At 38.4% G+C, this 19,089-nt stretch carries 18 protein-coding genes; 13 read left to right on the top strand and 5 right to left on the bottom strand.

The window, feature by feature from the left end; translation table 11 throughout:
* Positions 1 to 19: 19 nt before the first annotated feature.
* The 3 genes from FKG96_RS20555 to FKG96_RS20545 form a co-directional block, all read right to left on the bottom strand.
* Entirely contained in the window at positions 20 to 721 is a 702-nt protein-coding gene (locus tag FKG96_RS20555) for a hypothetical protein (protein ID WP_130858432.1), read from the bottom strand.
* Positions 722 to 1,001: 280 nt separating this feature from the next.
* On the bottom strand, positions 1,002 to 3,365 hold the full coding sequence (locus tag FKG96_RS20550; protein WP_149105971.1) for a TonB-dependent receptor: 2,364 nt from the start codon (positions 3,363 to 3,365) through the stop codon (positions 1,002 to 1,004).
* Positions 3,366 to 3,451: 86 nt separating this feature from the next.
* Complete coding sequence (locus tag FKG96_RS20545) at positions 3,452 to 4,024, bottom strand: Crp/Fnr family transcriptional regulator (RefSeq protein WP_165447091.1); 573 nt, start codon at positions 4,022 to 4,024, stop codon at positions 3,452 to 3,454.
* Between the two features lie 403 nt (positions 4,025 to 4,427).
* Here FKG96_RS20545 and tpx point away from each other — a divergent pair, with 403 nt between their 5' ends.
* The 3 genes from tpx to FKG96_RS20530 all read left to right on the top strand — a co-directional run bounded on the left by tpx (position 4,428) and on the right by FKG96_RS20530 (position 6,412).
* Positions 4,428 to 4,925 carry a thiol peroxidase gene (gene tpx / locus FKG96_RS20540; RefSeq protein WP_130858429.1) on the top strand — a complete coding sequence of 166 codons (498 nt, stop codon included), beginning with the start codon at positions 4,428 to 4,430 and terminating at the stop codon, positions 4,923 to 4,925.
* A 103-nt stretch (positions 4,926 to 5,028) separates the two neighbouring features.
* A complete protein-coding gene (xth, locus tag FKG96_RS20535; RefSeq protein WP_130858428.1) occupies positions 5,029 to 5,808 on the top strand; it encodes an exodeoxyribonuclease III in 780 nt (259 codons plus the stop codon).
* A 175-nt stretch (positions 5,809 to 5,983) separates the two neighbouring features.
* Complete coding sequence (locus FKG96_RS20530) at positions 5,984 to 6,412, top strand: CBS domain-containing protein (RefSeq protein WP_013667747.1); 429 nt, start codon at positions 5,984 to 5,986, stop codon at positions 6,410 to 6,412.
* 58 nt (positions 6,413 to 6,470) lie between these two features.
* Here the strand turns inward: FKG96_RS20530 and FKG96_RS20525 are convergent, their stop codons facing one another.
* The gene (locus FKG96_RS20525) at positions 6,471 to 7,238 is read right to left on the bottom strand and encodes a methyltransferase domain-containing protein (protein WP_130858427.1); all 768 of its coding nucleotides are present in this window, start codon (positions 7,236 to 7,238) and stop codon (positions 6,471 to 6,473) included.
* A 602-nt stretch (positions 7,239 to 7,840) separates the two neighbouring features.
* Here FKG96_RS20525 and FKG96_RS20520 point away from each other — a divergent pair.
* The 9 genes from FKG96_RS20520 (at position 7,841) to FKG96_RS20480 (ending at position 15,949) form a co-directional block, all read left to right on the top strand.
* Positions 7,841 to 8,248 carry a DUF983 domain-containing protein gene (locus tag FKG96_RS20520; RefSeq protein WP_013667745.1) on the top strand — a complete coding sequence of 136 codons (408 nt, stop codon included), beginning with the start codon at positions 7,841 to 7,843 and terminating at the stop codon, positions 8,246 to 8,248.
* Between the two features lie 60 nt (positions 8,249 to 8,308).
* Entirely contained in the window at positions 8,309 to 9,166 is an 858-nt protein-coding gene (locus FKG96_RS20515) for an AraC family transcriptional regulator (protein ID WP_013667744.1), read from the top strand.
* Between the two features lie 277 nt (positions 9,167 to 9,443).
* The gene (locus tag FKG96_RS20510) at positions 9,444 to 9,827 is read left to right on the top strand and encodes a helix-turn-helix transcriptional regulator (protein WP_013667743.1); all 384 of its coding nucleotides are present in this window, start codon (positions 9,444 to 9,446) and stop codon (positions 9,825 to 9,827) included.
* A 256-nt stretch (positions 9,828 to 10,083) separates the two neighbouring features.
* Complete coding sequence (locus FKG96_RS20505; RefSeq protein WP_130858426.1) at positions 10,084 to 10,548, top strand: GreA/GreB family elongation factor; 465 nt, start codon at positions 10,084 to 10,086, stop codon at positions 10,546 to 10,548.
* 475 nt (positions 10,549 to 11,023) lie between these two features.
* Positions 11,024 to 11,377, top strand: coding sequence for a YciI family protein (locus tag FKG96_RS20500; RefSeq protein WP_013667739.1), 354 nt, complete (start codon positions 11,024 to 11,026; stop codon positions 11,375 to 11,377).
* A 17-nt stretch (positions 11,378 to 11,394) separates the two neighbouring features.
* Positions 11,395 to 12,648, top strand: a complete 1,254-nt coding sequence (locus FKG96_RS20495) for an RNA polymerase sigma factor (RefSeq protein ID WP_013667738.1) — start codon at positions 11,395 to 11,397, stop codon at positions 12,646 to 12,648.
* Between the two features lie 227 nt (positions 12,649 to 12,875).
* Complete coding sequence (locus tag FKG96_RS20490; RefSeq protein WP_013667737.1) at positions 12,876 to 13,475, top strand: hypothetical protein; 600 nt, start codon at positions 12,876 to 12,878, stop codon at positions 13,473 to 13,475.
* Positions 13,476 to 14,014: 539 nt separating this feature from the next.
* Entirely contained in the window at positions 14,015 to 14,293 is a 279-nt protein-coding gene (locus tag FKG96_RS20485) for a hypothetical protein (protein WP_130858425.1), read from the top strand.
* A gap of 6 nt (positions 14,294 to 14,299) precedes the next feature.
* Complete coding sequence (locus tag FKG96_RS20480; RefSeq protein WP_130858424.1) at positions 14,300 to 15,949, top strand: PepSY domain-containing protein; 1,650 nt, start codon at positions 14,300 to 14,302, stop codon at positions 15,947 to 15,949.
* 86 nt (positions 15,950 to 16,035) lie between these two features.
* On the opposite strand, the gene FKG96_RS20475 is transcribed toward FKG96_RS20480, so the two are convergent.
* The gene (locus FKG96_RS20475; RefSeq protein ID WP_013667733.1) at positions 16,036 to 16,440 is read right to left on the bottom strand and encodes a helix-turn-helix transcriptional regulator; all 405 of its coding nucleotides are present in this window, start codon (positions 16,438 to 16,440) and stop codon (positions 16,036 to 16,038) included.
* Between the two features lie 472 nt (positions 16,441 to 16,912).
* On the opposite strand from FKG96_RS20475, the gene FKG96_RS20470 reads away from it, so the two are divergent.
* Complete coding sequence (locus FKG96_RS20470; RefSeq protein WP_130858423.1) at positions 16,913 to 19,069, top strand: GH92 family glycosyl hydrolase; 2,157 nt, start codon at positions 16,913 to 16,915, stop codon at positions 19,067 to 19,069.
* Positions 19,070 to 19,089: the final 20 nt, after the last annotated feature.

Here is a 19,089-nt window from a genome sequence, read left to right as displayed (position 1 = left end):
GAAGCAAAGATGTTTTGGATTACCGGTGTTGATCGAATTGAAACGGCGTTCGGTCAACTTTTTTGTCGATCTGCAGTTCCTTCGTTGTCATGACCAAGCGTTGAGAACCGGTGGGTTTTTCAAAAGCAAGGACCAGTGCCCCTGGGGCAGCATGATTTTTCCTCGAAGGCAGCTCGCTAAATCCCCATTCCCTCCCGTTAGACCATATTCTTTCCATACTGGAGTCGGGATAAGTCCATTCGACATAAGGTTGTTGAAGCAGTACACCCCGTCCTGTCAGCTGTACGTCTGTCGGTATGTTCTCCTCTTCCTCGGTTGAAGGTTTTATTGGGAGCGCTTTGAAGTGTAACAAAAAAGCTTCCGGAATTCCCGCTTCCTGATCAATCATTTTCCGGTTTTCCAGATTGTATTTAACCGAACGATTTGGTGTTTGTATACTTAAAGTGCCCGTATAAGTAAGTGAAAAAATACATTGTCCTGGATTGCTTGCCGGGCCTTGAAAACTAAAGCCCCAAGATTCTTCACGGGCACCTATCGTGTCGGCTGTTATGAGTAGTTGGTTACGGCGAACCCCAATCTTTTTGAATTCTTCGTCGGTGAGCGCTGTTACAGCTAATCCGGTAGATTTGGCAAAACTTAAGGCCTGCAAGTAGCTTTTTTTTATGATGTTGGTATCTCGAAGATACACTTCTGTCTGCTGATCAACATATATTTCAGGCATCTCTTTTCCACTACAGCCAAACAGTATGCTGATTATGAGGATTCTAAGCCATCTGATTTGGCTTTTATGGGTCAATGGATAGTATGTAGAAAGCCTTTCGTGTTTTTTCACACCGACAAATAAAAGCTAAATATAAATATTGTCTGAGGCTTGCCCAAATTATTTATCAATCGCCGTGAAGTACGAATGAAGAATAAACGCATGGGCTGATGTTTGAATAAGGAGCATACTGAGATAAGTATCAATGCTTATCTCAGTATGTAAAGCATCGATAACATTATCAAAATGTGAATCGCACAAAAGGAACGGGAAAAAAGCCTTGCTGGTAGACGTTGATAACATTAAGCTGTTGAGCATTCCACTCCTGGCGAAAAATATTCTTATTATCGGTTACATTTTGCAGGTCGAGAGCGAGTTCCATAGTTGTCCGCGTGAATTCTTTGCGATAGGAGACTTTTACATCTGCCCGGAAATAAGCAGGCTGCTGTAAAGAATATGCCCTTGTTTCCTCGTACTGAATTTCGCCGTCGATAACAGAAGAAGCGATGTCTACCGGCGATAAATAACGTCCACCCACCCGAGAAACCTTTACGCTTAAACCGAATATGTTTTCCTGTTTTCCTACTTTCCATTCCTTACCCCCCAATAAGTTAAAAACATTTTTCATGTTAAATGCAGTGTTGCGCCATATGCCATCACTTCCCTGATACCTAGAACTGAAAAAGGATCCGGTTAGCAAGTAATAAAAGCCTTTATTGAAAAGACGTTCCAGCGTGATGTCTAAGCCATAATTTCTTCCAACTCCTTCATTTATCAGGTTATCGCGCAAAACAGGAATGGTTTCGGCGCCAAGATTTAATGTTGAAAAAGAGCTCGGAGCTTTCGTGACCGGAACATCAAATAGCCGCTGAAAATACAGTTCTGTTTTAAGATGGGTATTGGAACGTATGTTCCAATTATGTGATAAAATAAATTGGTGACTGCGTATAAATCCCAACGATTCATTAGTATATCGATTGCCGGCCGCCGTTGTCGTAACTGTAGCATAGGTGAGAATATTGTCCATTTGACTGTGTAGGCCGTATGCAAAGCCAAAAACATGGGATCCTAAGCCCTCGTATTTAACACCGATTCTAGGTTCTAAACTATTCGTTTGTGAAAGGCTTAAGTACTGATAATGCAAACCGGAGACCATACTAAAATGATCTGTCATTCTGAATTTCCACTGAGTAAAGGCTTGCATTAAGCCAAAGTCACCATTCCGATTGTTCAGTATCATTTCACTTATTCCATGTCGCATCCTCCTGTTAAAAAGAGTGTAATTGGTGAAATCCTCTGTGATACCCGCTACCAAGCTATGCTTTGCATTGAATTTATGATGGAGGTGAAGAACGCCGGAGAATTTGTTTATTTTAAAACGCCAATGCCAGTCAGGTATCGTTTGGTTGATGTTTTCTTGATTAACCGAATCTCGATCAAATTGCTCGTTCGTACGGCTATAACCCAGAATAAAGTTGATAGCGGTTTTTTTGTTCAGTTGGTATTTATAACTTAATCCGCTTATGCTGGTCTGATAACGGGGATAACGGTTACTATATTCGTTGCCATAGGATTGACCTTCGGGATCATATTCGCTTGCCAAAATATCCATGCTGCTTCTTCCCCAAATGCCAAATAAGGAAAGATTACCATGCTTCCCGATACGATAGTTAATTTTATAGTTTAAATCCATATATTCAGGAGTGGCTCCGCCGGTGCCAAACTCAATACCTAAATTCTGAAAAAGCGATAAGGTGGAATAGCGGGCATTTATCAAATAGCTCGCCCCCTTACTGTTGCCTATAGGGCCTTCTGCTCCACCTTCAAAGCCATTGAACCCCATCTGCGTTACAAACTCGTGTTTCTCACTATTTCCGTTGCGAAGTTTTAGATCAAACACACCGGATAATGCGTTGCCATATTGGGCAGGAAAAGCCCCTGTCATAAAATCAGATTGATCAATCAAATTGCTGTTCAGCATACTAACGGAGCCTCCCATGCTATTAAGAGAACCAAAATGATTTGGATTTGGTATATTAAGCCCCTCCAATTGCCATAGCATAGCATTTGGAGAGTTTCCTCGGATGATGATGTCATTTCGAGTATCATTGGTAGAAACAACACCTGCAAAATTAGTAGCCATTCGCGCGGGATCGCCTAACGAACCTGCGTAACGTTTCGTCTCATCCATATTAAAAGTTCTGGCGCTCACACTTAACATATCGTTGTTAACCTTACGTCCCCCGCTATTTTCATTAGCTGTGATCTCGACGACGTCCAAATTCATTAAACTTTCACGCAAACTGATTGTTAAGTCCACTTCCTTGCCTGCTGTTACAATAATGTTATTTAATGAAAGAGGTTCATAGCCAACAGCGGTTATAATGAATCGCTGTCTGCCAAGCGGAATGTCCGTTAATTTGAAATTACCAGAGGAATCACTTAGGGTGGTTTTGGAAAGGTTAGAAGCAAGTCGAATCGTAACACCTTGCAATGATTGCTTAGAAGCCTCGTCGCTAACATTGCCTTTAACAATTTGAGTTACTTGTTGAGCCTTGGTCTGTACAAGGTAAAATGTGATGAATAGGAAAAAAACGATTTTCATATATGCCTTTTTTTACAAAAAAAATGGCATTTTCGGATCTTTTTGTTGATCGAAGTCAATAAACGATTGCTTATAGTGCGTAGTTTTCACATTATCCGCTTCCGAATCCTACTCAGGGCTTCCGGTGTAATGCCTAGGTAAGATGCAATGTGGTATTGAGGTATGCGTTGTATAACCTGCGGCTTCGCTTTAATAAGGTTTAGATAACGTTCTTCAGGCTTTTCAGCTAATAAAGACGCGTTTCTTGTTGTCAGTCTCAAAAATTGAGCTTCGGCAATTAGTCGACCCGCTCGTTCAAACACCGGATGCTTCTCATACATTAACTGTAAACCGTTGTAGTGTAATTGAAACAAAATACAGTCTTCAACTGCCTCGATACCATATAGAGCGGGTTTACGTGTCAGAAAACTTTCATAGTCGCCTGTGTACTCATTTTCGAAGAAGAAATTATAAACACATTTTTTATTATCCAGATGGTTATAAACCATTACTGCTCCTTTTTGAATAAAAGATACAATGTTGTTTGTTTTTCCTTCTTCACTGATTATGTCGCCCTTCTTGTAGTGTTTGACTTGTTGAAGGCTAACAAAACTATTCCAGGTTTCATCATCTAATTTAGGTATTAGTTTATGAAAAAATATTCTTAAGGTGTCATACATAGCTTTTTTATTTGCAACCGGCAAAATAATCATTGTGCCATAGAATGCATAAAGAAGTTTAAAAAAGGTCTCCCATAACAATTGTCATCATCATCTTCCTGCCGGGGTGAATGCTATTGGTGTTTGTGAGCAAGATTTTTGATTCGGCGCAATTGCCTTCAAACCAATAGTATATCGATTTATTTCACTTCGTACGAATGACTCATCATACATTCTTTTGTAAAATAATAGCCATGTTAATAATAAAGCGATGAGGAATTCGAACAAATCCGCTAACTTGCTTGTATTTAATAATAGTATGATGAAATATTTAATGCTCTTTTGTTTTATTTTTACTTTATATGGGGAGAGCTATGCTCAGTCACCATCGACTATAAATCAACAATTAAATAAAATAACAAAAATGACATCTATTACATTAAAGGGCAATGCCGTACATACGGTTGGTACATTACCTTCCGTTGGGAGCGAAGCAAAAAACTTCAGGCTGACCGCTATTGACTTATCTGAAAAGACGCTGGACGACTTCAAAGGAAAATACGTAATCCTCAATATTTTTCCCAGCGTTAATACCGGTGTTTGTGCAGCGTCTGTACGTAAATTTAACGAAGACGCAGCTAATCTACCCAACACGACCGTGTTATGTATATCTAAAGATTTACCTTTTGCTCAAGCACAGTTTTGCGGGGCCGAGGGGATAAAAAATGTTGTTATGTTGTCCGATTTCCGTTCAAATTTCGGTGAGGAGTACGGTGTTGAAATTGCAGACAGCCAAATGAGAGGTTTACTAAGTCGCGCCGTAGTAGTAATTGATCCTCAGGGCAAAATCATTTATGAAGAACAGGTGCCCGAAATTGCTCAAGAACCAAATTATCAGGCCGCTTTGAAAGTTATCCAATAACATAGGATTTACTGGGTCCAATAAAAGTGAATTTAAAGTGAAAGCCGGTTACTTGTTAACCGGCTTATTACGTTAAAAATAAAAGAGGCTTAAAAATACAAAGATGAAAATAGCTACATACAATGTAAATGGTGTTAATGGCCGATTGCCCGTATTGCTTCGTTGGTTGGAAGAGGCGAAGCCCGATGTCGTTTGCTTGCAGGAGTTAAAAGCCCCTCAGGAAAAATTTCCCGAACAGGCAATCCGAGAAGCTGGTTATAATGTTATATGGCATGGCCAGAAAAGCTGGAATGGCGTGGCCATCCTCGCTCGACATCTAGATATAATAGAGTTTGGACGTGTACTTCCGGGAGATCCGGAGGATACACATAGCCGATATATCGAAGCAAGTATCAATAACATTCATATAGGATGTCTCTATTTGCCAAACGGTAATCCGGTTCCCGGACCTAAGTTTGACTATAAGCTCAAGTGGCTTCAGCGTTTAGCCAATCACGCACAGGAGTTATTGAATAAGAATATTCCTGTGATATTAACGGGCGACTATAATGTGATCCCCACCGAACTCGATGTATACAAACCGGAACGTTGGGTAGACGATGCATTATTTCGGCCGGAGGTGCGTATGGCTTTCTCCGATTTAATGACGCAAGGATGGACGGATGCAATTCGACAATTATATCCCAACGAGCGGATTTACACTTTTTGGGATTATTTCCGTAATGCATATGGCCGCGACGCCGGCTTACGTATTGATCACTTTTTGCTCAGCCCACAACTGGTTGAAAGACTGGTTGCAGCCGGAGTGGATCGTTATGTGCGTGGGTGGGAAAAAACAAGCGATCATGCCCCGGTTTGGATAGAATTGCGTGATCTACCGTAAGCAAATATGGAAATCGCTACGAATCGCCGACACAGGAGCTGTAGAATTAGTTGACTTTTTTCATTAAAAGTATTAATTTTATGGTAATTATGCATGTTGCTATATTGCCTTAGCCGATCCTTTGCTTATCAAGCCCCATACTTTTTGTTTGCCAATTACAAAACTAAGTTACGTTATGAAAACAGTTAAGTATATTCTTGAAAATAAGGCTAAATCCATCGTGTCGGTATCTCCCAATGATTCCGTTTTGGGGGCTTTACGAATTATGATGGAAAAAAACATTAGCGCATTGTTGGTCGTTGATCAAGGTGTGTTACTCGGTATCTTTACGGAAAGGGATTACGCCCGAAAAATTATTCTCAAAGGCAGGGCCTCCGCAAATACTGCCATTCATGAGGTAATGACATCAAATCCACATACCGTTGGACCGAATCATTCCATTGATCATTGCATGCAGCTTATGACTGATCGGCACTTCAGGCACCTGCCGATAGTAGAAAACGGTAACTTGATAGGGATTATATCGATAGGCGATCTTGTTAAATATATTATTGAAGATCAGAAGCAAACTATCAGCCACTTGGAGAGTTACATTAATAGTTAAGAAAAGAATTAGAATAAAAAAGCTAAGTAGGCCAACTAATGAAAACTCACTAAATGACTCAAAAATCACCTTTAATCAGTATTCTTTTAAATGCATATAAGATAGGGGAGGCGGAAAATCTCTGCTGTACACGTCTTTGATACTCTTGGATAAATAAGGTTTTGATATCGTCAGTAAAACGTTCGAAATAAGGTATTAATGCAGATCCTGAGATGAATTCGAGGAGCTCATTGCTGTTGTGGACTATTAAAGGATAAACTTTCTGAATAATATTCATTTCTTTACAACCATTTTCGAATAAGATTTGGGCATATTCATCTATACTCAATATAGGAGAGATCTTTTTCCATCCCTTTAATGCGCTTGAAAACGGCTCTTCCTGAACCATATCCAATAACATTTGATTCAGCACATTCTCCTTTTGAGAAGGCATTTGAATAGCCAGCTGTCCATCGGATTTCAGAATAGAAATCATTTTCGGTATTAAACGGGCGTGATCGTCAATCCATTGGATTGCCGCGTTGGAAAACACTAGGTCCCATTGACTTGGTTCGTTTAGTTGTTCTTCGATTGTCTTTCGCTCAAAAGAAACACGTTCGTTTTGGTAGTGTTTAGATTCTTCCAGCATTTCTGACGATGAATCTATTCCTAATACGCTTTCAGCGTTTTGGAGTTCTTCAGAAAGCATTTTGGTTAATTCACCGGTGCCGCATCCTAAATCAAGAACGGTCATTCCCTGCTTTGAATTAATGAGTGCTAAAAGATCATAAAAAGGTGCATACCTTTCCTTTTTAAACCTGTTATAGAGAGCCGGATTCCATGCCATAGTTTTTGATTTTATTCATAAAGGTAAAATTTATCCAAATGAAATACGATAAAATGGAGACCAATTAGAAGACGTCGTTCGAATGGAGGTTCAATCCGGCCAGTTTAATAAAAAGACAGTCGGTACAATAAAAGCTTTTTCTTTGTTACAAAACATTATAAATTGTTTAAAATCAGTTATTTTATGTTGTTTTATAAACTTTTAATATAGATGTTCTTCTAGTCTTTACAAAAAAATGCCAGGAAGAGGAGATTCTCTAATGCGCGTTAAGCCATGTGTTCTCTAAATAGGTGATTATGCAGCTTCTAGCTTTATGTATTATTTTATTAATGTCAACTAATCTTCGCTAGTATTATGTATAAACAGTTTATATAGATCATATTATTTATTTGATAACTAATGGTATATTTTTTACTTCTATTTATTTGGTATGCTCTGGTCTGCCTCATTTTGAGCCGTAACACCTATGGTTTCAAGAAATCATGCCATCGAATCGGTAAATTATACCATTAGCTCCGTAAATCACACCACCGGTTATAAAGTGCGTTGTTTAGTTTTGGCAAATAAAGGATAAAGATGTCCCTCAGGTTGTAAAAAGAAATATGGAAAATTCGAAAGAAATCAGTGAGTGGAGCGCTGCGCTAGAAGCGAAATGTCCACGTTGTCGTACAGGCGCCATGTTTACCGGGAAAGCTTACGGGCTTAAAATTCAAAAAATGAATGAAAACTGTCCACATTGCGGTTTGAAGTTTGAGCGCGAGCCCGGTTATTTTTATGTTGCTATGTTTGTGAGCTATGCCATGAACGTGGCCGAGTTAATCGCCGCCTGTGTAGGTACCTATTTACTAACCGGTAATTTGGAGTCACCCTGGCTGTATTTAGGTGCAGCACTTGCAGCAGCGCTTTTGCTTTCGCCATTAAATTATCGATATTCGCGTGTCATCTTGCTGTTCTGGTTAACCCCGGGACTACGTTATATACCCGATTTTGTTCAACAGCAGAAGAAATAATTTGTAGAAGTATTATTTATGCATTATGACTGACGAATAAGCGATACCTTTGTGAGACATATGAAGGCTTTCCCTGTTTATGATATTATTGGTTTGGGGGTTACGCAGAATGATGTTTTAGTTAAGCCGTTTGCTCCCTACATCCTGGAACATCAGAAGTTGTTGGTTCCCCATCGACACGCTTTCTTTCATGTAGGTTATTTTAGACAAGGACAAGGTATTCATACAATCGATTTTGAACAGTTTCAGGTAAAGCCTTTTCAGATTTATTTTATGGTGCCGGGTCAAGTGCATCACTGGAATTTTGAAGGCGAGATAGAAGGATATGTACTGAATTTTTCCACCTCCTTTTTCCAGTCGTTTTTAATGCGGTCGGATTACCTTAACGATTTTACTTTTTTTAATGGAATAGCTAAGGATTCGGTCTTGGATATTCCCTTATCGCTTCAAGGAAAGATTGAAAAGATTTTTGAAGAAATGATTAGTCTTCGGGAAACTATTAATCCAATGAATCTAGATGCTTTACGCGTGAAAGCATTAGAACTATTTCTATGTATTGGTGCCTCCCATATAGGGAAAAGCCATGGTAGTTCTTTGGTTAATCAAACAGTCATTCGGAATTTTCAGCGGTTAATAGATCAGAACTTTCAAACTTTGCGATTGCCGAAAGAATATGCGGCACTTTTATATGTAACGCCCAATTACCTAAATGCACTTTGTTCAGATATGTTGGGTATATCAGCGGGTGAATTAATTAGAAATCGTATTGTATTGGAAGCAAAACGTTTACTTGTTAATTTGGAACTCCCGATTTCCGCTATTGCGTACGAATTAAATTTCAACGATCCTTCCTATTTCACCAAGTTCTTTAAAAAATATGTCGGATTAACGCCTGAGGAGTTTAGAAAGCAGTTTTGAAGAATAACCGGCTTTATTTTTTTTGCTACCCAGCCGGTTTGCCATTGCTTTTCTACAGTAAGCTCTTTTGGGTTTATCAGTATTGCGTTTTGTTTATCGAAATTAAGTTATTGTTAATATATTTTTATCTTTTCTGTTTGTTTGTTGCCTTTATTTTATGATTTATTCTAAAATACAGGGTATTTCCTGTGTTTTTTGAAGGGTTTTCCTCTAGTTAATCACGGATTTGTCGCCTTTCTTTGTATAGAAATTGTTTTTACCGCTTAAAATTAAAAATATGGAAAAGCATTACGGTGAAATTATTGAAAGAACCATCCGTCGCAATGGCTATAGTATCAGCGAATTGTCGAGATTGATGAAAGTAAATAGAAGATCTATTTACAATTGGTTTAATCAGCCTAAATTTAAGCCTGAAATCATTTTCAAAATAGGCTGCGCTTTAAAACATGATTTTTCGAATGAGTTTCCTGAGCTTTTTTCTGCTGAGGAGTTTCAGAAAGTTTTTAATGATAGCAAGATGTTCCATATGCGATTTTTAGATGAGGAGCGTGAAAAGATAAACTATTGGAAGGACAAGTACATCAGTTTATTGGAAGAATATAACCATATTCTTGCGGCAAACAATATCCAGACGAGGACGATCTCGATTTCCGCATTATAGCAGCGGTTTTTATCAGTTGATCCGAAAACGTAGGTGCTTCCAAAGTTCGGAACTAATGTTTTGTTGGGATGACCTGTACGGTTATAGGTGTTTTATTAATGGAATTCCAATGCGTTCAGCTGGAAGATTGACTTTAGAAATTATTAAAACGGTATGATGGTTCTCTATAACACGGCCGATATGGATAGCCTACCGATTTACAATTATGTAATAGAGAAGGATCAGGAAGCAATTATTTTTTCGAAATTAGCTTCCTATGAATAAAGAATTGAATGAATTAAAAACTAAGCTGTATAAACGTTGCCATGAGATCGTGAACGAGCGTATTGATCATGCAGAGCAAGGGATTTGCTATGCAAAAGATGCAGCAACGGATGATACAAAAAGTAGCGCGGGAGATAAATACGAAACTACGCGCGAAATGATGCAACAAGAAATCAATAGAAATGAACGTCAATTGGCAGAAGCAAACCGGTTAAAATATCAACTTGATGGTGTTTCTGTTGCGTTAGCGAGTGATATTGTTCAATTGGGAAGTTTAGTGCAAACCAATGATGGCTTATTTTTTTTGGCAATTGCCCTTGGGACAGTTGAACTTTCACCCTATAGCTTTTTTGTTATCTCTCCTGTATCTCCTTTTGGACAGACGATGTTAGGAAAGCGTGTTGGGGAGTGCCTTACATTCAATAAGAGGAGTTATCAAATCTTAGCTATCGTATAAAGCCGGGTTATGCGATATTTGTACACTTAGTATAAAGTGCCTGGCAAATTCCAAACGTTGGGCCTTTTCTTTTCAGATATGCTTAACAGCAGCTTCTTAACCTTGGTTCATTTTTTTTCCTACAATTTTTTTTATCCCATGGGTCTATTTTTCGGCACTTTTACGACTCATGCCATCATTTCAAAAAACACACGGTTATCCGACCCGATAACCGCTGAACTCCTTGTTTATTGATGAATGCAACAATAAATAATCTTTTCTAAATTAGCCGGCTGTATATAGAGAATATAAAAAACTTCGTCTGTTGTCCAATTTTTAAAGTTCAAATGTCTTCTCGTTAAAGCAGATAAATAGAAATAATGAAGACATGGCTTAGCTCCTTTGATGTCCATTTCAACAGTAGTTACGTAAACTTTATCTTTGAACCGATGAAGTCGAAAAAGAATTTTTTATTGTAAATCAAAAAACGAAAGTAATGAATGAGTTTTTATTAATATTCCGTAGATCCTTTATTGGCGAAGAGGCACCATCGCCCGAACAATTGCAGGCTAGTATAAAACCTTGGCAGGATTGGCTGGGGAATATCGCCGCACAAAATAAACTCGCTAGACCATTGCAACGTTGGGATGCCAAAGGAAAGGTGGTTACGAGTAGCAAAACCGTGATTAACGGACCTTATGCCGAAATCAAGGAATCCATTGGTGGCTTAATCATTATAAAAGCGTATGATTATGACGAAGCTACTGAGATCGCAAAAGATTGCCCCATCTTACAGATGGGGGGAAATGTAGAAATAAGGCTAGCTGTGCCGGCCGATTATCATGAATAAAGCTGCTTGACCGGACAATGCACAACAGCGAGCTTTTGCCACATTTATTTCGTACAGAGTACCGTAAGCTGGTTTCGGTACTCTGTTATCTGTTTGGTATAGAACATATAGAAATAGCGGAAGATATCGTAAGCGATACATTTCTTTCTGCCAGTGAATCATGGAGTATAAAAGGAATTCCTGATAATCCCACCGCATGGCTATACACGGTTGCTAAAAATAAAACAAAAAATCACCTAAAACGGAGTAACTTATTTGAGCAGAAATTATCACCTGATTTAAAGCACATTACCGATAAAGTTGAAGAACTGGAAATTGATTTATCAGAAAAAAACATTAGTGATAGCCAGCTGGCAATGATCTTTGCGGTCTGCAATCCTTGTATTTCAAGCGAGGCGCAAATTTCTTTAGCCCTCAATCTGTTATGTGGCTTTAGTGCACAAGAAATTGCAAACGCTTTTTTAACAAACAAAGAGGTAATCTATAAAAGAATTCAGCGAGCCAAAGAAAAGTTAAAAGATGAAAATATTAAGATTGAGCAACCTAAAATAACTGAAATTAATGCTCGATTGGATACCGTTTTAACGGCATTATACCTGTTGTTTTCAGAGGGTTATTATTCTATCTCTCATCACACCGTCTTGCGTCGGGATCTCTGTGCTGAGGCTATGCGTTTAACCTATTTGTTGATGGAGAACCATCACACAGACAAACCCGCAGTAAGTGCTTTGTTATCACTTATGTGTTTCCACTCATCGAGATTTGACGCTCGTATTCGTCAAAACGGAATGATGATTTTGTATGACGATCAAGATGAGCAACTCTGGAACAAAGAGCTGATCGAAAAGGGGATTTATTATCTGAACCGAGCCTCCCAAGGTAGTCAACTAACCAAATATCACTTAGAAGCAGGTATTGCCTATTGGCACACGCATAAAGAAGATACAAAAGAAAAATGGGAGAATATTTTACAGTTATATAATCATTTACTCATTTTGGAATATTCACCCATAGCAGCCTTAAACCGAACCTATGCGTTGGCTAAAAGTAATGGAAAGGAAGAAGCTATTAAGGAGGCAGAAAAATTAAACCTTGCAGATAATCCTTTTTACTATTCATTACTGGGAAATCTGTATACGGGATTGGATAATCAAAAAGCAGTAGCTTATTATCGAACCGCGTTAGTCTACACGCAATCAGATGCTGACCAAAGCATTCTCAAAAAATATATTGAGCAGTTGTTACACAAAGTGGACCCTCTCACTAAGTAGCAATCTTTCTGTTTGTCAATCAAATTGTTCAATAGCGAACAATCCATCGTTCATTTTCGAACAGTGTAACCTAATATTTTATAATTTATTTAATTGATAATCAGTTGTTTATTGTTTTGGAACGATAATGTGAATTATTGGCATAAATGGTCATTGGGGCTAAAACATGGTTGATGATCTCGATCGTTCCAATGTGGAAAATAAGATTAACAATAAATAAAGAAAGTATGAAAACGTTAGTATTAAGTAGTCTAATAGCAATTGCAAGCGCTGGTAACGCACTTGCTAATCAAACGACAAGTGGCGCTCACGAGAATTTCAGAAGTGGGCCGGAATTAGTGATACCAGCCAAAATGATAGACGATCTAAAAAGTCAAATTGAATTTCATCAGCGAAACATTGATATTCTTTGGAACCAGTACGACCTCATGGTTGCCCGTATTCAAGGCAGTAAAGGAAACCGAATGGAACTCCAAAGTGATAAAGCCTATTTTATCAATGTGCATGAGCAAAATATCGGAAAGGGAATCGCAGTAGAAGAAAGTAAAAAGGCGATTGAAGAAATTGAAAAAAAATTTCAAAAGGAACTTGCTAAACGAGAAGCTTATGAAGCAAAAGAGATCGCTCGCATGCAACGTTCATTAAAGGAAGCGCTCACATTGGAACAAAGAAAAGTAGCGAGGCTGCGGAAGAAGAATGCCGACATAGCGAATCAAGAAGCGTTATCAAAATTACAAGAGTTGGATCGCTACTTTTCGCAATCAATTCAACGTATAGCCGATCTTCAGCAAAATCCCTACAAAATAAGTATAGCGGCTGACAAGTAATTTCCCTGTCGGAGGAGTCGTTGAATAATGTTGGCAAAGAAAGTTGCCCTAAAGTAATATGAAGCAATCTGTTAGTCAAGTTACAGGTTGCTTTTTTTGCTTGGAAGGAAAATACTTATTTAAAGCTTGCTAAAGACACTTTTTTGTTTACCTTTGTATTGTTTGTAATCAATCTAATTAATAATAGTAAAAAATCAGGCGATTATGTACAGTACAGTTTTTATTTTACTTCTTATTGCCTTCTACCTTTTATATAATCTTTCTCAACGGGTTCCGAGTAAGAATAAACCGGCCCGGGCAATATACTTCAGAGAACGAATTATTTTAACACGAATGCTTAGCTTAATTTTGATCCTGGTGACATCGGTTTTGTTGATTAACCGATTAGGAATAGGGGCTGGTATTTTCTGTGCAATGCTGCTATTGATGGTGTGCGCCAGTTTTGTTGTGGTGTTGTCACCGTTACGTTATATTCGATGGCACCATTTACTTGCCATTTATTTTTTTTCCATTGTTCTTGAAACCTTTATCTTTTAGTCATGCCAGCTAATAAAAAATATTTAACTTCTTCACCGTGGCAAAGATGGATGAAAATCAGTGCGGGTTTTTTCGGTGGATACGGTGTTATGATCTCGTTCTTCTTAATGCTCGCTTGTTTTCTCGAAAAAAAGAATGTTATTGTAACTGGCGCCGTAGTAGGCTATGTGCTTTGGGCCTTACTATTGCTTTTCGCTTTCCTCTCGAGGTCGTGGTGGAAGCCGTGGATCATCTATTTAGCGTTAACCATCGTCTTTTTATTACCCTACCTACTAAAATAGCACGTTATGAATAACCGAAACTACAATATTTATTTCCATACCCACACGATAAGCGGCATTATCATAGCATCGCTATTATATGTTATTTTTTTCGCCGGTTCATTTTCTTTTTTTAAAGACGAGATCAGCGCTTGGCAAAGCGGCAAATCAGTAAATGAAAAACTATCTCACGGATTACCCTATCAACTACTCTTGGATTCCCTTGATTCAAAATACAATCTTGCAGGTAGAGATATTAACTTTTACCTTTACCCCAACACGAGTCATTGCTATATAAATATAGCGCCTTCTAAGGACACGCTCCATAATCCTAAAGCAAAAGAGCGGGCTTATATAGGGTATGATTTTGCTGAGCGTAAGGAAAAAAGTTATGAAGAATCGTATGATATGGGCGAGTTTCTCTATCGTTTGCATTTTTTGGCCCAACTCAATCAGGCGATCCCCCTACGAATAGGATACCCCATTGGCTATCTGATTGCAGGTCTGGTGGCCTTTCTCTTCCTGTTTGCGTTAATTACGGGCTTATTGCTACACTGGGACAAGTTGGTTTCCAATTTTTATCTATTCAGACCCTGGTCTAAATGGAAGACCCTGTGGACAGATCTACACACAGTTTTGGGCGTAATCGGTTTTCCATTTCAATTCGTTTTTGCCCTTACCGGTATTATCTTAATCATTAATACCGTTTTTTTGGCACCCTTTAGCCAACTACTCTATAAAGGCGATATGGAAAAAGTATTTCAAGATTTGGAATATGCGACAGCTGCTGAAGCTACTTTCATCGGCAAGCCGTTAACGTCAACGCCCAATATTCAAGAATATATGGATCAAACACAGAAAAGATGGCCAGGTGCTTTCTTCAATCGTGTAGCTATTAAGAACTATGGCGATGAAAGTATGTTACTGTCGATCGAGTCAGAGGCAGATCGTAAACAAAGCTTTGCAGGAACCGGACAAATTACTTATGAATTGAAGACGGGAAAGGTCTTGACCCATCGTTCACCCTACGATACGCCAACCTACATTGCATCGGTTAAAAGCTTTATATATCGATTGCACTTTGGTGACTATGGGGGGTATTTTGTAAAACTTGTTAATTTTATTTTGGGAATAGCGGGTTGTGTGGTTATTATATCCGGTATCTTGATCTGGCTGGTTGCGCGCGACAAAAGCAGTGTCGCTTCTTATAAGAGAAAATTTAATTTTTGGTTGTCTAACGTTTTTTTAGCCATCTGTCTAACGATGTTCCCTGTAACCGCTTTTTCATTTATCCTAATCAAGTTCATTGGTAACGTAAATCAAACCTTAATCTACCAAATTTACTTTTGCAGTTGGCTGGTAATTAGCCTATATTATATTCTTAGGAGAAATCTCAGGCGTACTAATGCAGAGACTTTACTTTTAGGCGGTATATTAGCTTTGCTGGTTCCTGTTGTTAACGGCGTTTTTTCCGGTAATTGGCTATGGAATACCTGGGCTCGACATGCAACGGATATTCTGCTAATTGATCTACTTTGGATATCATTAGGATTGGTGGCGCTTATAGCTTTTGCAAGAATCAAAAAATATCAGGCCTTAAAAGCGCCGGTTGAGAGAATCAATCAAGTTCCTGTCCCTGATGATCAACAGGCTTATACCGGAGATTTAACATATTGATAAAAGGCCACTGTAATTTTGCAATAGCCTTTTCTGTATTATGATGTGCACATGAATGATAAAGGGTGAGAATCTTGGTTTGTTCCTTACAGTTGCTTTAGACTCATGTAGGCACTTGTAGGCGCATCCTTGCCTTTTATAGCCAAAATTTCGTTATATTCCTCTAACAAGGATATATATTTATCCTTCCAATAATTTATTTTTTCCAATTCACTCGCTAAAAAATCGTCACTGAAAGATCTGCTTTTGCTAAATGCCTGCTGGAAATCCGCAGGTGAGAATAACTCGGGAAATTCGTTCGAAAAATCGTGTTTCAAAGCACAACCGATCTTAAAAATAATTTCAGATTTAAACTTAGCTTGATTAAACCAATTGTAAATAGATCGTCTATTTACTTTCATCAATCGCGACAGTTCGCTAATGCTGTAACCATTACGTCTGATAGTGCGTTCGATGATCTCGCCATAGTGTTTGTCAATATTATTTCTCATTTGGTTGATAATTTTGTTAACACAAAGAACTGGGTAAAAAAGTGTAAAAACTAGAGGAAAAAGGAGAGAAATAAACGGGGTATTTCCTGTTTTTTTACCACATATTACCATAATATATGAAATAACTGTGCCTCCTCGCGGCATTTTACGCATGATCATAGGTTGCTACTGCTAATTTGAACCTACGAGCTGGATTAATCGGAGAACATGATCTTGAAATGTTAAAGATTGTTAAGGTTTTGCAAAAAAGCCAACGATGGCGTAGTTTTGTGATATCATAATTTAGGTTTATAATTGGTTAATAAAGCCTTCAATCTCCCCGATTGAAGGCTTTTCTTTTGACAAGTCTTCATAAACGTCCTTTTCAAATGTAATCTCCTGAGTTTGCTAAATCGATTTTGTAACATTTCTGGTGCATTGTAAGTATAAGAACCTGAATGTATATATTTGAAAAGCCAAGCATAAATATAAGATGAATAGCCAAGCAAAAAAAACCTTAATCTTTACAATGATTCTATCGTTTATCGCTCTTTTCGGTAGGGGGCAAACCAAACAGAATTATATACAGTATGTAAATCCTTTCATCGGTACTGCGCCACTTACGGATTCAAAAATTCTTGGTTATGAGCTTCCTACAGGTTGGAGGTCATGGGCAGGTCTTACATTTCCGGGAGCTTCTTTGCCTAATGCTATGGTTCAATTGAGTCCGATTACGGAATATGGTTCAGGCGCCGGCTACGAATATGAAGATACAGTAATTTATGGTTTTACTCATACAAATAAAGGGCATTGGAATCTTTGTAATATTCCCATACTTCCCATATCTAATCCCGATGATTCTTTCGGTTCGAAGTTCACACATAAACGCGAGCAAGCCGCACCTGGATTTTATCAAGTATTTTTAGATGATTATCAGGTTGATGTTAAATTGACCACAACGCTTCGCTGTGGGTACCATTCATATGATTATAAAAATACCATGAACCGACAGATACTCTTCGATCTTGCCAAGGCAAATAACCGAGTGTCGGCGTGGCAAATTGATCAAATAGATAGTAGAACGCTACAAGGATATCAACAAACAGGTGAGCGCATATATTTTTATGCCGTTTTGAATACGGATATAAAAAAGCTCCAGAAGAATCAAACAGAAAAGTCAAAGGGCTTCGCTCTTGTTCATTTAACAAATGAAAGTAAAGCACCTGTTGAACTTAAAATAGGTTTGTCATTTGTTAGCATGGAAAACGCTAAACAAAACCTTTTACAGGAAATAGGTAATAAAAGCTTTGTTGAAATTCAAGAGGAGGCTAGCCGTCAATGGAACGAAATATTATCTTCTATAGAAGTAACAGGGGGAACAAAAAAACAAAAAGAAATGTTTTACTCATCCCTATACCGGTCTTTGTTATGGCCTGCTTTACGTAGCGACGTGAATGGAGAATTTACCGACGCAAAAGGAAACGTGGATAAAGCAGATTTCAACTATTATACTGAACCTTCCCTTTGGGACACTTACCGGAATAAGGACGTACTCCTCGGGTTACTTGCTCCGCAGGTCGCATTGGATGTCATTAAATCAATGAAAGACGTGGGAGATAAAACAGGGTTTATTCCAACTTTCTTTCATGGTGATCATGGAGCTTCTTCTATAGTTGGCGCTTATTTACGTGGCATCAATGATTTTGATGTTCAAGGAACTTACAAACTATTATTACGGAATGCAAATGCGTCAAATGGTGCCCGCCCTTATGTAGATGAGTATATACAGAAAGGTTATATATCGGATCCTGACATCGCAAACCCGCATGTTGAAACAAAAGGGAAAGCGGGTGTTTCAAAAACACTCGAGTACGCTTATGATGATTATTCGCTTGCGCAAATGGCAAAAAAACTGGGCGATGAAGTCAATTATAAGCGTTTGATAGCCCGTTCAAAGAACTACAGAAACGTATTTGATCCAACGACAAAGCTTATGCGGGGCAGATTAGACAATGGAGACTGGATAACCCCTTTCAATCCGCAATACCCTTATTATGAATACATGTATAGAGAAGCCAATGCTTGGCAAGTGTCTTTTTTTGCACCGCATGATATGGAAGGACTGATTGAATTATACGGTGGAAAGAAAGCGTTCGAGTCAAAACTAGATTCGTTATTTACCATCCCATGGAATCCAACTTATATAGCAAGAAACGTTGAAACAATGATCGGACAGTATTGCCATGGAAACCAGCCTGACCATGAAGCACCTTTCGCTTATTATTTTATAGAGAAGCCCGAAAAATCGCAACGCATTATCGATTATATCTTAAATAATCTCTATGGTATTGGTGATGAGGGGCTAGCCCTTTGTGGAATGGATGATGCAGGTGAAATGTCCTCATGGTATGTACTGAGTGCATTGGGTCTATACACATATTCTGCAACGGATCCGACTTACCTTGTGACCGTGCCACTTTTCGATAAAGTGAAATGGCATCGAGCCGCCGGAAAAGAATTGACTATAATAAAAGCCGGTGAAGGACGGGCGCTGAAAAACATTATAGTCAATGATAAACCAAATAAAGGTTATTTTGTATCGCACGATTTGTTTCTTAAGGGGGGTGAAATAAGAGTTGAAACTAAATAATGAGGGAAGCTTTGTATTTG

The organism is Olivibacter sp. LS-1 (assembly GCF_008245145.1).
GTDB lineage: Bacteria > Bacteroidota > Bacteroidia > Sphingobacteriales > Sphingobacteriaceae > Olivibacter > Olivibacter oleidegradans.
This window is presented reverse-complemented; position numbering and strand designations above follow the sequence as displayed.

Excerpts from the sequence above, each read along its gene's own strand:
- FKG96_RS20530 (WP_013667747.1), top strand. The coding sequence starts at position 5,984 with ATGAAAACAGTTAAGTATATTCTTGAAAATAAGGCTAAATCCATCGTG.
- FKG96_RS20555 (WP_130858432.1), bottom strand. The coding sequence starts at position 721 with ATGCCTGAAATATATGTTGATCAGCAGACAGAAGTGTATCTTCGAGAT.
- FKG96_RS20510 (WP_013667743.1), top strand. The coding sequence starts at position 9,444 with ATGGAAAAGCATTACGGTGAAATTATTGAAAGAACCATCCGTCGCAAT.
- FKG96_RS20520 (WP_013667745.1), top strand. The coding sequence starts at position 7,841 with ATGGAAAATTCGAAAGAAATCAGTGAGTGGAGCGCTGCGCTAGAAGCG.
- FKG96_RS20470 (WP_130858423.1), top strand. The coding sequence starts at position 16,913 with ATGAATAGCCAAGCAAAAAAAACCTTAATCTTTACAATGATTCTATCG.
- FKG96_RS20485 (WP_130858425.1), top strand. The coding sequence starts at position 14,015 with ATGCCAGCTAATAAAAAATATTTAACTTCTTCACCGTGGCAAAGATGG.
- FKG96_RS20515 (WP_013667744.1), top strand. The coding sequence starts at position 8,309 with ATGAAGGCTTTCCCTGTTTATGATATTATTGGTTTGGGGGTTACGCAG.
- FKG96_RS20480 (WP_130858424.1), top strand. The coding sequence starts at position 14,300 with ATGAATAACCGAAACTACAATATTTATTTCCATACCCACACGATAAGC.
- FKG96_RS20545 (WP_165447091.1), bottom strand. The coding sequence starts at position 4,024 with ATGTATGACACCTTAAGAATATTTTTTCATAAACTAATACCTAAATTA.
- FKG96_RS20495 (WP_013667738.1), top strand. The coding sequence starts at position 11,395 with ATGCACAACAGCGAGCTTTTGCCACATTTATTTCGTACAGAGTACCGT.
- FKG96_RS20475 (WP_013667733.1), bottom strand. The coding sequence starts at position 16,440 with ATGAGAAATAATATTGACAAACACTATGGCGAGATCATCGAACGCACT.
- xth (WP_130858428.1), top strand. The coding sequence starts at position 5,029 with ATGAAAATAGCTACATACAATGTAAATGGTGTTAATGGCCGATTGCCC.
- FKG96_RS20505 (WP_130858426.1), top strand. The coding sequence starts at position 10,084 with ATGAATAAAGAATTGAATGAATTAAAAACTAAGCTGTATAAACGTTGC.
- tpx (WP_130858429.1), top strand. The coding sequence starts at position 4,428 with ATGACATCTATTACATTAAAGGGCAATGCCGTACATACGGTTGGTACA.
- FKG96_RS20490 (WP_013667737.1), top strand. The coding sequence starts at position 12,876 with ATGAAAACGTTAGTATTAAGTAGTCTAATAGCAATTGCAAGCGCTGGT.
- FKG96_RS20550 (WP_149105971.1), bottom strand. The coding sequence starts at position 3,365 with ATGAAAATCGTTTTTTTCCTATTCATCACATTTTACCTTGTACAGACC.
- FKG96_RS20500 (WP_013667739.1), top strand. The coding sequence starts at position 11,024 with ATGAATGAGTTTTTATTAATATTCCGTAGATCCTTTATTGGCGAAGAG.
- FKG96_RS20525 (WP_130858427.1), bottom strand. The coding sequence starts at position 7,238 with ATGGCATGGAATCCGGCTCTCTATAACAGGTTTAAAAAGGAAAGGTAT.